Origin of the sequence: Flavisphingomonas formosensis, assembly GCF_009755815.1 — a bacterium.
In the GTDB taxonomy this organism is placed as follows: Bacteria; Pseudomonadota; Alphaproteobacteria; order Sphingomonadales; family Sphingomonadaceae; genus Flavisphingomonas; species Flavisphingomonas formosensis.
Map to the genome: position 1 here is coordinate 379,751 of NZ_WRPK01000001.1, position 11,674 is coordinate 391,424.

Below are 11,674 nucleotides of genomic sequence, written 5' to 3' on the forward strand. Positions count from 1 at the left end.
ATATATGTACATATATACATAGGCAAGGACGCTCCGGTGGTCACCAAGTTGAACCTGCACAAGCTGATGGGGACGGACGAAGGCTATCTCGCCGAGATCCGCGTTCCCGAAAGGGATCGCGTGGTGCTCACCACCGCGCGCGAGAAGATTCGCGACACATTGCGCAGCGCGTTTCGTAACTGGCACCATTTCGTGTCGCGCATCGAACTGCAGGATTCGCTGGTTGTCGCCTCGGCGACCCCGCGCCTGCCGACCCCGAAATTCCGCATCCAGGGCAGCTTCGCCTATCACACCGCCAACGACTGCCAGAACCCGCCCGACCAGCAGATCGACCAAGACGATGGCGTCTATCTCCCGATCTCCTTCGTCACCGTGAATGGCCGAGCCCGTCCGACGATCGCCTCCAGCACCTACTTCCGGATCGTCGAGCGTGCGCTCGGCCCGCTGTGCGAGGCCCAGGGCTGGAGGCTCAATCCGGGCAAGGCCAAGAACTCGTGCGTGCGCGTAGAGATCGATTGGCGCCTGCACATCGATCTTCCGCTCTACGCGATCCGCGACGAAGCCTTCGAGCAGCTCGTTGAGGTCGCCGCGGTCGCGAAGATGGCCAAGGCGAGCGAGATCCGCGATTCGCGTGAACTCGACGAGCGCATCTACCGCGACCTTGCCGCCGCCGAAATCATCCTCGCGCATCGCAGCAGCGGCTGGATCGAATCCGATCCGCGCCGTCTCGAGAAATGGTTCCGCGCGGCGATCGACCTTTACGGTTCCCAGGTCCGCGACCTTTCGCGCTGCTTCAAGGGGCTGCGCGACGCCAGGCTCGACGATGGCCTGAGCTCGATCTGCATCATGGCGAGCGTCGTGCGCGCAATCGAGAATCTGGGCGGTCTTGATGCGGGAAGGCTCGATCTCGCCATCGTCAGTGCGGCACGCGAAATCGCGCGGCTGGCGGACCAGCCCGTCGAGAACCCGGTCTTTCCCGGTGATGCCGCCAAGCATCTCTGCTTGGGCTGGACGCCGCAATATCGCAAGCGGGTCCGGAGCTTGTTCGCCGAGGCGGCGGACGAGCTGGAGGCGGCAATCGATGGTACGTTTCACAAGACGATCGCGCTTGCCCGGGCGCGCAAGGCGTTTGGTGCCCGCGTGCCCGAGCGGGAGGATCTGATCGCCGCGGTAGGCGCGGTCGAGATGGTGCGCAGCACGCCCGCGCAGCGCCAACCCGCCGCGCTGGTGCCGCGGACCAAGTCGGGATGAACATGGAGACCATCCGGCCGGTCATCGATGCGGCCGCGCAACTCGGCTTCAAGCCGCGGCTTACCGCCGACGGTCTCGACTTGGTTGGGCAGGTTGCGGTTGGGCCCGCCATGGTACCCCTGCGCGCGCGCTTCGCGGATCTGGCCCTTGCCGATGCGCCTCGCTTCTACCTGTCCGATACGACGATGCTCGGCCGCAAGGTCGTCCCGCATGTCGACGAAGCCGGCGAACTCTGCGTCGTTGACCGGCGAATCTATATATTCGACCGCTATCAGGCGCCGGAACAGGTGCTCGGTCTTATCGTTCGCGCGGGCGAAGTGCTCGAGCGCGGAATGACCAAGGCCGGGACGCGGGAGATTGCCGAGGAATTTCTTTCATACTGGTCCAGCACCTATCTCGAGCTCCCGAGTGCCAGGGGGACCAAGGTGCCGGCGAATCTGGCGCACCTTACCACCGCCGCCACGCTGTCGTTCGAGGCGCATCAAGCCAAGCCCGGCACGCTTGGCGAACTGCTCGACTGGGCCAGCTTCTGGGACGCTACGCTCGCGGATAAAATGGTCACGGGGTTGGCGCGGCTCACCGCGCGCGATCCCGCAATCGCGCTGAGCGCGCCGAACGGAACGATCGTCGCCACGGTGATGGTCTCGGCCCGCGGCGCCAAGTTCAGGGAGACGCTCGGCCGGCCCCAGGCATGGCAGCGCTTCGTGCGATCGACTGCCGCGCGCAGCTTGCCGATCGAGCGCAGCGAAGGCCGTCGGACCGACCTCGCCAGCCTGTTTGGTGTCAACGGTCCCAATGGGACCGCACCGCTCGCGGGGCGCACCATCGTCCAGATCGGCTGCGGCGCGATCGGCGGCTACCTGGCGCGAATGCTCGCCCAGAGCGGCGCCGGCGTTGGCGCGCGGTTTGCCATCATCGATCCCGAGAAACTCGACCGGCCTAATGTCCGCCGACATCAATTGGGTCTGGGCGAGGTCGGGCGCTACAAGGCAGAAGGTTGCGCCGAGCTGGTCGCCCGCGACTTTCCTGGCGTCGACATTGTCCCGATCTGCACAGCGGCACAGGATCAGGCAGCGGTGCTCGCCGCTGCGGATCTGGTGATCGATGCAACCGGCGAGCAATCATTCAGCGACTGGCTGAACGCCTGGGCATTGCAGCGGCGAGCTGCCGAACAACCATGCCCGGCGCTGCTCTACAGCTGGATCGCCGGGCATGGCGCGGCGACGCAGAGCTTTTTAAGCGTCGATGAGAAGCATGCTTGCCTCCGCTGCCTGCAGCCCGACCTCTCCAAACCGGGGCGGTTTGATCCCTTAAAGGAGCCCGTTGCCGAACCCGTCGCGGCCTGCGGCACCCAGCCCGTCTCGCGCTATGGCCCGGCAGCCTCAATGGCGGCCGCGAGTCTCGCCGCAAGCCATGCCGAGGACTGGGGGCTCGGTCGGCCGCACCATCTGCTGCGCACCGTCCGAATCGATTGGGAAGCGAGCGTCCGGCGCGATCCTAAAAGTCCGGACCGTTCTCCAGCCTGTCCCGCCTGCGCTGCCCTGTGACAGCCTATGTCCTGCTTCCGGCGTGGGTCATGCGCACCATCCGGACGGAACGATCACTTCATCTTCCCAACGAGACCGGCGGCTTTCTGATCGGCATACGACGCGGGCCCCATATCGAGGTCACCAGCCTGACCAGGCAGGGGCCGCTCGACCGCGCGAGCGGCATCAGCTTCGAACGCTTGTGTCCGTCGCACCGCGACCAGATTCACGCGGCTTGGGAACGCAGTGGCGGTATCGAGAGCCTCGTCGGCGATTGGCACTCGCATCCGCACGGGACCGCCGATGCTTCCGGGGTCGATCACTCCGCATGGCGGACCCTGGTGCGGACATCGAGTCGCCCGATGCTCGGGCTGGTGGATGCCGGGTGCGCGACGCCCAATCTCTATTTTGCGGCCGCATGGCTTCGCTCGTTCGCGGTTGAGCTGGGGCTTGCCGATCAGGATGCAGGGCATCTGATATTTGCCGCACCGGAGGTGGATGAAACCAAGCGGCCGGTCACCCGGACCCTGTTCTGGCGAGGAATTGGCGGCGCCGCGCGCTGACCGGCGTTGGGTGCGCGGGATCAGCGGAGCGCACGCCGGCTCTTCTGCGAAGCCGCCGGGGATCGCGGGCTTGATTGCCGCGCACAGCACGCTGGTTGGGGCTTGGGCGCGGCAGCGGCTGGCGCAAAGTCGCGCGCTGCCAAGGCGTCGACCGTGACAAACCTCAGTGCCGGCGCTGTAGGTGACCTATGTCACGGGACGGACCGACGCCATTGAGCAACGACGCCCAACTGTCCTTGCGTATCGGCCAGGCCGTAGCTTTCGAAGGCACGATCACCATGAAGGGCATTTTTAGGGATCATCGTAGTCGTCTCGGCAGCCTTAATCGGTTCTGCTGCCATCGTGATAGCCGCGCGAACCCGCGTGCGGCAGCTCCCGGGATCACCTACGCCGATCTCTAGAGCGGGATAACACTACCTTGATCCATAACCGGCGTTGGCGAGGTAATTGCGGCATTCGGCTGGGCTGAAGGCCTCGAGCAGAGAGCCGATGCGCTGTCAGGTGGCATCGCGAGTGCGCTCGGCAGCCTTTCGCATGAGATGCTTGAGCTTAGCGAAGACCTGCTCGATCGGATTGAGATCGGGACTGTAGGGCGGCAAGAACAGGAGTTTGGCGCCAGCGCTGCGGATCGCCTTACGGATGGCAGGCCGCCTGACCGACCGGCGCCCAGCCGCGCTACGGCGTCATGTTGGTCTTCGCCCAGGTTTCATCGATGAAGACGAGCCGCGTCGGATCAAGCTGGCCCTGATACGTCTTCCATTGCTCGCGCCGACGAGTGATTGCCGGCCGAAGCTGCTCGGCGGGCAGTACGCTTTTTTGAAGCTCAGCCCCTCGGCATGAACGAAGCGCCAGACCTGCACGTAATCGACCTTCACCCCACGCTCCGCCAACTCGGCTACCAGCCCGCGCAGCGTGAAGTCCGTCATGATCCGCTCCAGCAGCCAGGTTCGATTATCGCCCGATAAAATGTTCGGCTTGTAGCCGCCTATCTTCCCCGGCGCGGCGCTCCCCGTCTCCCGGACACGCCGGACCCATTTGATCGCCGAACTCGGCGCCACGCCAAAGCGCGCCGCCGCCCGCTCGCGCAAATCCATCGAATAGGGCTTTGCCATGCTTGCCGGCCTCCTCAGCCCAGCAAACATCTTGAATCAGAAAATCACAGCCAGCGGAATCCCCCTCGATTCAGCGAAACATCATCTCGCTCTAAGGCCTGAGTTAGGGCGCGTAGCCGCCAGTCGATGATAGTGCACTCCGTTAGCAGCTACCGGGCGCTATCCGGCGCTTGACGGACTCTGGCTGGCGAGCAATGATCAGGCATGGCACGCCGGAACGTCCTCCTGAGCATTCGCAGCGCTTCCTGCGCCGCAGAACTGCGCGCCTTCAACCCGTATCCTCACGCCCAGGCTGCGCCATAGTCGGACCCATTCCTAGCACCCGACCATGACCGCAGCCCCGCCGAGCCCTCGACGGGGCTTTTTCATACCTGGATCATTCCATGCTCCTGACGATCACTACGACGCATCACCCCGCGACCGATCTCGGCTTTCTACTGATGAAGCACCCCGACAATGTGCATGTCGTCGATCTGAGCTTCGGCAAGGCGACGCTGTTCTACCCCGAGGCGACGGAGGAGCGCTGCACCGCCGCGATCACGCTTGAAGTCGACGCGGTCGAGCTGGTGCGCGGCAAGGGCAGCATCGAGGATCAATATGTCAACGACCGGCCCTATGCAGCGTCGTCGCTGCTGTCGGTCGCGTTGGGGCGACTGCTCAACACGGCGATGGGTGGGCGTTCGAAGATTCGGCAGGAGCTGGCCGATCAGGCGATCCCGCTCGAGGCGATGATCACGCCATTGCCTGCGCGCGGTGGACTGGCTCTGCTCGAGCGCATGTTCGCGCCGCTCGGATATACGGTCGAGGTTGACGCGATCCCGCTTGATCCCGCGCATCCCGATTGGGGCAATAGCCCCTATGTCACGTTGAGACTCAGTGGTCAGGTGCGGCTGGCCGCGCTGCTGACGCACCTGTTCGTGCTGATCCCGGTGCTCGATAACAACAAGCATTATTATGTCGGTGAGGCCGAGGTCGAGAAGCTGCTCCGCAAGGGCGAGGGCTGGCTCGAGACGCACCCCGATCGCGAGTTGATCGTGCGTCGCTATCTGCGTGGCTTTGGCGGGCTCGTGCGCAAGGCGCGTCAGCAGCTCGATGAGCGCGTCGAAGCCGAGGAGGTCGAGGAACATGCCGTGCGGGATTCGGCCGAGGAGGCGATCGAGAAGCCGATCCGCCTCAACGACCAGCGGATGGAGCGCGTGGTCGCGATGATCCGCGAGCTTAGTGCTGTGAGCGTGGTCGATCTTGGTTGCGGCGAGGGCCGGTTGCTGCGCGAACTGCTCAAGCTTCCGGGGCTCAGCAAGATCACCGGGGTGGAGGTGGCACCGCGCGTGCTCGCCGGCGCCGGCGATCGCCTGAAGCTTGACCACATGCCCGACATGAAGCGCCAGCGGATCGAGCTGCTCCAAGGCTCGCTCGTCTATCGCGACGATCGCCTGAAGGGGTTCGACGTCGCCGCGGTGATCGAGGTGATCGAGCATATGGAGGCCGAGCGGCTGCCCGCGTTCGAGGCCAATGTGTTCGGCCATGCGCGGCCAGGCGCGGTGATCGTGACGATGCCGAACCGCGAATACAACGCGCTGTTCGAGGGCATGAAGCCCGACGCGATGCGACACCCCGACCATCGCTTCGAATGGACCCGCGCCGAGTTCCGGCATTGGGCGGAAAGCGTGGCGCTCGCCCATGGCTATGCCATCCGTTTTGACGGAATCGGCACTGAAGACCCCACTCATGGCCACGCGACCCAAGTCGCCATTTTCACGCGCATGGATGAAGCGAAGACCGCGGCATGAAGATCGAGATTCCCGAATTTGCGCTCGTGCTGCTGGTCGGTGCTTCTGGCACCGGCAAGTCGAGCTTTGCGGCCAAGCATTTCCTGCCGACCGAGGTTATCTCGTCGGACCGGATGCGCGGATGGGTCGCCGATGATGAGACCGATCAGGACGCGACCGGCGACGCGTTCGATGTGCTTCACTATGTGGTGGAGAAGCGGCTCAAGGGGCGGCGCCTCACGGTGGTGGACGCGACCAATGTCCAGCCGGAGTCGCGCAAGACGCTGATCTCGCTTGCGCGTAAATGGCATGCGCTGGCGGTCGCGATCGTGTTCGATCTTCCCGTCGAGCTGGCCGTGGCGCGCAATAAGGAGCGCCCGGATCGCCAGTTCGGCGACGGTCCGGTGCGTCGCCATGCACAGGCGCTCAAGCGATCGATCGGCGGCATGAACCGCGAAGGCATTCGCTATGTCCATCGGTTGCGCTCGGTCGAGGAAGTCGACGCGGTCGAGATTACCCGCACGCGCCTGTGGACCGATCGCCGCGAGGAGACCGGGCCGTTCGATATCATTGGCGATATCCATGGTTGTGCAACCGAGCTCGAAACGCTGCTCGGCGAGCTCGGCTATGCGGTTGCCTGGAACGGCAAGGAGGTGCAGGTCACGCCACCCGAGGGGCGTCGCGCGGTGTTCGTCGGCGACCTGGTGGATCGCGGCCCGCGCTCGCCCGACGTGCTGCGCGTCGCTAAGCACATGGTCGATAGCGGAACCGGCCTAGTCGTGGTCGGGAACCACGACGACAAGCTCAAGCGCCATCTCGACGGTCGCAACGTCAAGGTCAGCCATGGCCTTGGCGAGACGATCGAGCAGTTGGCGCAGGAGCCGCCCGAGTTCCTGGCCGAGATGCGTCAATGGCTCGGCAGCCTGATCAGCCACTATGTCCTCGACGGAGGCAAGCTCGTCGTCGCGCATGCGGGCCTCAAGGAAGAGATGCAGGGCCGCGCATCGGGCGCGGTGCGCAGCTTCTGCATGTATGGCGAGACGACCGGCGAGATCGACGAGTTCGGCCTGCCGGTGCGCTGGGACTGGGCGGCGGATTACAAGGGCAAGGCCAAGGTCGTGTACGGCCACACGCCGGTGCTGGAGGCCAACTGGGTCAACGGCACGATTTGCGTCGACACCGGCTGTGTGTTCGGCGGCAAGCTGACCGCGCTGCGCTATCCTGAGTTGGAGCTGGTTTCGGTGCCGGCCGAGCGGACCTATTATGAACCGATCCGCCCGCTGGAGGCTCCGGCGGCGGACACGGGGCTGGGTCAGCATCAGCTCGACATTGGCGACGTACTGGGCAAGCAGGCGATCGAAACGCGGCTCTATGGCTTCGTCACGGTGCGGGAGGACAATGCCGCGGCGGCGCTCGAGGTGATGAGCCGCTACGCCGTGGACCCGCGCTGGCTGATCCACTTGCCTCCCACCATGTCGCCGGCTGAGACCAGCGTCATGGACGGCTGGCTTGAGCGGCCCGAGGAGGCGTTCGCTTACTATGGCTCGAAGGGCGTCAAAACGCTCGTGGCCGAAGAGAAGCATATGGGATCGCGCGCGCTGATCGTGCTCGCGCGGAACCAGAGCGTCGCCGAGAAGCGCTTCGGCGTCCATGACGGCTCGCGTGGTGTTATCGTTACGCGAACCGGACGGCGCTTCTTCAACGACGCAGCGATCGAGGCGGCGGCGATGCACCGACTCGACGCAGCGATGGAGGCATCGGGGTTGTGGGAGGAGCTTGGCTCCGACTGGGTGCTGTGGGACGCGGAGATCATGCCGTGGAGCATGAAGGCCGGGTCGCTGGTCCGCGGCCAATATGCGGCGGTGGGATCGGCTGCGATCGCCGGGCTGGATGCGGCGTCACAGGCACTCGCGGCGGCACGGGCACGCGGTGTCGCGGTTGAAGATCTGGCCGAGGCTGCTGCCACGCGCTTGGACGACGCGGTGCGCTACCGGGCGGCCTACAACCGCTATGTTGCGCCCTTCGCCGGGATCGACGACCTGCGCATCGCACCCTTCCACCTGCTAGCCAGTGAAGGCGCGGTGCACGATGCGCGCGATCATCTCTGGCACATGGCGATGGCGCACCGTCTGGCGGCGGCTGACCCGGCGATGCTGGTCGCGACCGACTATCGCCAGATCGACCTCGAAGACCCTGCGAAGGTCGCCGATGCCATTGCCTGGTGGGAGGGGATGACCGCGGCCGGCGGCGAAGGCATGGTGGTAAAGCCGCTCGACTTCATCGCGCGCGGGCAAAAGGGTCCGCTCCAGCCGGCGATCAAGTGCCGTGGCCGCGAATATCTGCGGATCATCTACGGCCCTGACTACGACCGGCCCGAAAACCTGTCGCGCCTCAAGAAGCGCGGACTCGGCCACAAACGCTCGATGGCGATGCGCGAGTTCGCGCTGGGTTTGGAAGCGCTACACCGCTTCGTCGAGCATGCACCGCTGACGCGGGTGCACCAAGCGGTGTTCGGCGTGTTGGCGATGGAGACGGAGCCGGTCGATCCCCGCCTCTAGCTGGGATTGAACTGACACTTAGCCGGGTTTTCTCCGGGCCGCTTATGGCCCGGAGGAAACGGCTCCTTACGTGACGCGAAGGGCAGCTTTTAGGTGTGCTCAACGAGCACCGGAACGACCGGATGTAGGGCGCATTCCCGCTGGTCCGCTGTCCAGCGACATCTATTCCCCCTGCTCGGCAGAATAGAACATGGGATTGCGCATCCAGGCGGCGATGGCGGACTCGCGCCATCCGGCGCAGCGGGTGCTGATCGCGATCTGCCTGGGGAACGTGCCCTGCTGGATCTTGCGATAGAGCGTCGCCCGGCTGAGCCCGGTGCGGTCGAGCACCGCGTTGAGCCGGAGGATGCGGTCGGGGGTTTCTGACATCGGCTGGGTCTCCTTGCACTGCTGTCGTCCCCCGCGAGCAGGATCGGGATCGGATGAGTGGATGCAAGAGGCGTGGGATCGAGATTCCCCGTGGCGCGCCGTGGTGCGCCATAAAGGTCCCATCAAGGCCATCAGCGGATTGGGTCGGTCTCGGGCCTGACGTCCCAGAGCATCTCGGCGGTCGGCGCGGTTGCTGCCGTAGCGTCGATGATTCGCTCGAGTCGCTTTGCGCGACTCGTCGACTTCCCTGTTCAGGCCTTGCTTCGCTGCGGCATGCGGACAGCGCGCCAGGCGCGCTGGCGTCGGGTGCCTCCGGCACCGTGTCGGCGGGTGGGCGTCGCGGCCCTGTGGTCCCGCCGCGGCGGGCTGCAACCCCGGCAGGCCGGGGTCCTCCATTGCATTGCGGCCATGGACCCACCCCATTGCGCAAGCGCAACGGGGACCCCGGAGGTGCGGCCCGCCTCTGCCGGCGGGACCGTCGGTTCGCTCCTGCCGCCCACCCGCCGATCCGGCGCCGGTTGCGGTGGTTTTGGAAAGGAGCAAGGACGATGGACCGCAAGATCGACCGGCAGAGCCTCTGTGCCCCGAGCAGGCGGCCGACCATCTGCTGGCCTCGCACTGGAGGCAGCGTGATGGCGCAGCATCTCACCGAGGCTGAGCATCTCGAACGGATGGAGCAGGCGCTGCTGCGCATGCCGAACATCCGGCGGCAGATCTTCCTCGCTGCCCGGCTCGATCATATGCCATTCGCCGAGATCGTGGAACGCACCGGGCTCTCGCGCCGACAAGTGGAACGGCAGTTCCGTATCGCCATTCGGCAGCTCTGCGATGCGATTGACGGATACCCACCGGTTCCGTGGTGGCGGCGCCTGTTGCGATGGATCGGCCGCAGGAATCGATCCTGATCAGGAGGGTCTCGCCGGCCGCAACCGGCGAGACTGTCCCAACCGGACCCGAGCGGTTAGGAAGGCCTTTGTGATGCAGACCAGCCTCGACCATCTGCCGGCGACCAAGCAGCGCGAGCTTGCCGATATCGTGCGCATCCTGTTCGAGGAGTTCGACGAAGCGCTCGCCCGCGCGACCCAGCCCTGGAAGAAGAAGGGGCGTATCCTCAAGCTCATCCTCTACGGCAGCTATGCGAGGGGCGACTGGGTCGACGATCCGGTCGGCGGCTACCAGTCCGACTATGATATCCTCGTCGTCGTCAATGACGAGCGGCTGACCGATGTGGTGGATTATTGGGCGGCGGCCGACGACCGGCTGATGCGCGAGACCAGCATCACGCACAGCCTCAGCGCACCGGTCAACTTCATCGTCCACAGCTTCACGGATGTGAACAAGCAGCTTGAGCGCGGGCGGCCCTTCTTCATCGACATCGTGCGCCAGGGCATCGCGCTCTATGAGGCGGAGAATTTCGGATTCACGACGCCGCAGAAGCTGCCGCCCGCACAGGCGCGGGCAGAGGCGCAGGAGTATTTCGACCGCTGGTTCGCGACCGCCGCGAGTTCTCTCGCGACGGCCGAGTGGCAACGAACCCAACCGGATACGGCGACCTGGCATCGGAAGGCCGCGTTCGAGCTGCATCAGGCTACCGAACAGCTCTATCACTGCACGATGCTCGTGCTGCGGTTGTACTCGCCCAAATCGCACAAGCTTAATTTCCTGCGCTCGCATTGCGAAGAGATTGCCGGCGCTGATTGCGGCTTGGCCGCGCGAGGACAAGTTCAGCCGGCGCTGCTTCGAGCTGCTGCGCCAGGCTTATGTGAACGCCCGCTATTCGCCGCACTACAAGATCAGCGACGAGGAGCTGGACTGGCTCGGCAAGCGCGTCGCCATCCTGCAGGATCTCGTGCGCGCGATCTGTGAGCAGCGGCTCGCCGAGAGCTAACCACACTCAGCCGCCGTCCGCCTTCGCCTGCGCATCCTCTTCGAACGCGCGCTTGCCGCGTCGCCGCCAGATCAACAGCGCCTGCTCTCGTTCTTCGCCGCTCAGCTTGCCGGCGACCTGAAGGAAAGCACCGAACAGGACGGCCCGGTCATCATCGGTGAGGTCGATGAGCCCGGCCTTGGCGACCAGCCCGCCCAGCTCGATCAGCTGCCGGGTCCGCTCGCGCCGCTTCACGATCCATTCGCGCGCATCATGACGGGCGCGGGTCAGCTCGATCCGATGCCGCCGGGCCGTCAAACGGCAAAGTGCCGCTCTGTTCCGGACGAGAGCGGCGATCATCCTGCTTCGCTCCACCGCTCCCGCCGCGAAAGAAGGCGGCGCCGCGCTGGCGCCACGCCTCCTTGGCCTGGGCGTTGGCGTCCTTCGCGGCGAGCAGCGCGCCCGCGAGCTGCTCAGGACCGAGTCCGTCGGCTCTGCAGGCGATCACCAGCTCGCCGAGCTGGCGGATACGCTGCGCCTTGAGCTGCTTCGCCTTGGCGTCGAGCACCCGGAGCTCGGCGGCATAGTCGCGGGGTTTGCGCATGGTTGGTCCTCCGTTAGAGTGGAGAGGACACACCAGTTATCGGCCGGCTCGATCA

Annotated in this window: 9 protein-coding genes and 2 pseudogenes; 7 read left to right on the forward strand and 4 right to left on the reverse strand. The window is 65.3% G+C overall.

The window, feature by feature from the left end; all coding sequences use genetic code 11:
• Positions 1-36 precede the first annotated feature (36 nt).
• Genes GQY20_RS01930 through GQY20_RS01940 form a run of 3 tightly spaced genes read left to right on the forward strand, consistent with a single transcriptional unit; the run spans position 37 to position 3,340 of the window.
• Positions 37-1,251 carry a CBASS cGAMP synthase gene (locus tag GQY20_RS01930; protein WP_157215353.1) on the forward strand — a complete coding sequence of 405 codons (1,215 nt, stop codon included), beginning with the start codon at positions 37-39 and terminating at the stop codon, positions 1,249-1,251.
• Positions 1,248-2,798, forward strand: coding sequence for a ThiF family adenylyltransferase (locus GQY20_RS01935; RefSeq protein WP_157215354.1), 1,551 nt, complete (start codon positions 1,248-1,250; stop codon positions 2,796-2,798). The genes GQY20_RS01930 and GQY20_RS01935 overlap by 4 nt, the downstream gene beginning before the upstream one ends.
• A gap of 29 nt (positions 2,799-2,827) precedes the next feature.
• Positions 2,828-3,340: a Mov34/MPN/PAD-1 family protein gene (locus GQY20_RS01940; RefSeq protein ID WP_157215355.1), complete on the forward strand. Its 513-nt coding sequence runs from the start codon at positions 2,828-2,830 to the stop codon at positions 3,338-3,340.
• A gap of 413 nt (positions 3,341-3,753) precedes the next feature.
• Here the strand turns inward: GQY20_RS01940 and GQY20_RS01945 are convergent.
• A pseudogene (locus GQY20_RS01945) lies at positions 3,754-4,452 on the reverse strand (transposase).
• A 383-nt stretch (positions 4,453-4,835) separates the two neighbouring features.
• Here GQY20_RS01945 and GQY20_RS01950 point away from each other — a divergent pair.
• Complete coding sequence (locus tag GQY20_RS01950; protein ID WP_157215356.1) at positions 4,836-6,242, forward strand: 3' terminal RNA ribose 2'-O-methyltransferase Hen1; 1,407 nt, start codon at positions 4,836-4,838, stop codon at positions 6,240-6,242.
• The gene (locus GQY20_RS01955) at positions 6,239-8,779 is read left to right on the forward strand and encodes a polynucleotide kinase-phosphatase (protein WP_157215357.1); all 2,541 of its coding nucleotides are present in this window, start codon (positions 6,239-6,241) and stop codon (positions 8,777-8,779) included. Before GQY20_RS01950 ends, GQY20_RS01955 begins: the two co-directional genes overlap by 4 nt.
• Positions 8,780-8,941: 162 nt before the next feature.
• On the opposite strand, the gene GQY20_RS01960 is transcribed toward GQY20_RS01955, so the two are convergent.
• Positions 8,942-9,148, reverse strand: a complete 207-nt coding sequence (locus GQY20_RS01960; RefSeq protein WP_157215358.1) for a helix-turn-helix transcriptional regulator — start codon at positions 9,146-9,148, stop codon at positions 8,942-8,944.
• 548 nt (positions 9,149-9,696) lie between these two features.
• On the opposite strand from GQY20_RS01960, the gene GQY20_RS01965 reads away from it, so the two are divergent.
• Positions 9,697-10,053: a sigma factor-like helix-turn-helix DNA-binding protein gene (locus GQY20_RS01965; protein WP_232475842.1), complete on the forward strand. Its 357-nt coding sequence runs from the start codon at positions 9,697-9,699 to the stop codon at positions 10,051-10,053.
• Between the two features lie 73 nt (positions 10,054-10,126).
• A pseudogene (locus GQY20_RS01970) lies at positions 10,127-11,036 on the forward strand (nucleotidyltransferase domain-containing protein).
• A gap of 6 nt (positions 11,037-11,042) precedes the next feature.
• Here GQY20_RS01970 and GQY20_RS01975 read toward each other — a convergent pair.
• Both GQY20_RS01975 and GQY20_RS01980 read right to left on the reverse strand, forming a co-directional pair.
• On the reverse strand, positions 11,043-11,270 hold the full coding sequence (locus GQY20_RS01975; protein WP_332836072.1) for a conjugal transfer protein TraD: 228 nt from the start codon (positions 11,268-11,270) through the stop codon (positions 11,043-11,045).
• Positions 11,271-11,286: 16 nt separating this feature from the next.
• A complete protein-coding gene (locus GQY20_RS01980; RefSeq protein ID WP_157215360.1) occupies positions 11,287-11,619 on the reverse strand; it encodes a conjugal transfer protein TraD in 333 nt (110 codons plus the stop codon).
• Positions 11,620-11,674: the final 55 nt, after the last annotated feature.

What these genes read in the sequence shown, in the direction of transcription:
- GQY20_RS01935 (WP_157215354.1), top strand. Translation starts at nt 1,248, where the DNA reads ATGAACATGGAGACCATCCGGCCGGTCATCGATGCGGCCGCGCAACTC.
- GQY20_RS01940 (WP_157215355.1), top strand. Translation starts at nt 2,828, where the DNA reads ATGCGCACCATCCGGACGGAACGATCACTTCATCTTCCCAACGAGACC.
- GQY20_RS01950 (WP_157215356.1), top strand. Translation starts at nt 4,836, where the DNA reads ATGCTCCTGACGATCACTACGACGCATCACCCCGCGACCGATCTCGGC.
- GQY20_RS01955 (WP_157215357.1), top strand. Translation starts at nt 6,239, where the DNA reads ATGAAGATCGAGATTCCCGAATTTGCGCTCGTGCTGCTGGTCGGTGCT.
- GQY20_RS01960 (WP_157215358.1), bottom strand. Translation starts at nt 9,148, where the DNA reads ATGTCAGAAACCCCCGACCGCATCCTCCGGCTCAACGCGGTGCTCGAC.
- GQY20_RS01965 (WP_232475842.1), top strand. Translation starts at nt 9,697, where the DNA reads ATGGACCGCAAGATCGACCGGCAGAGCCTCTGTGCCCCGAGCAGGCGG.
- GQY20_RS01980 (WP_157215360.1), bottom strand. Translation starts at nt 11,619, where the DNA reads ATGCGCAAACCCCGCGACTATGCCGCCGAGCTCCGGGTGCTCGACGCC.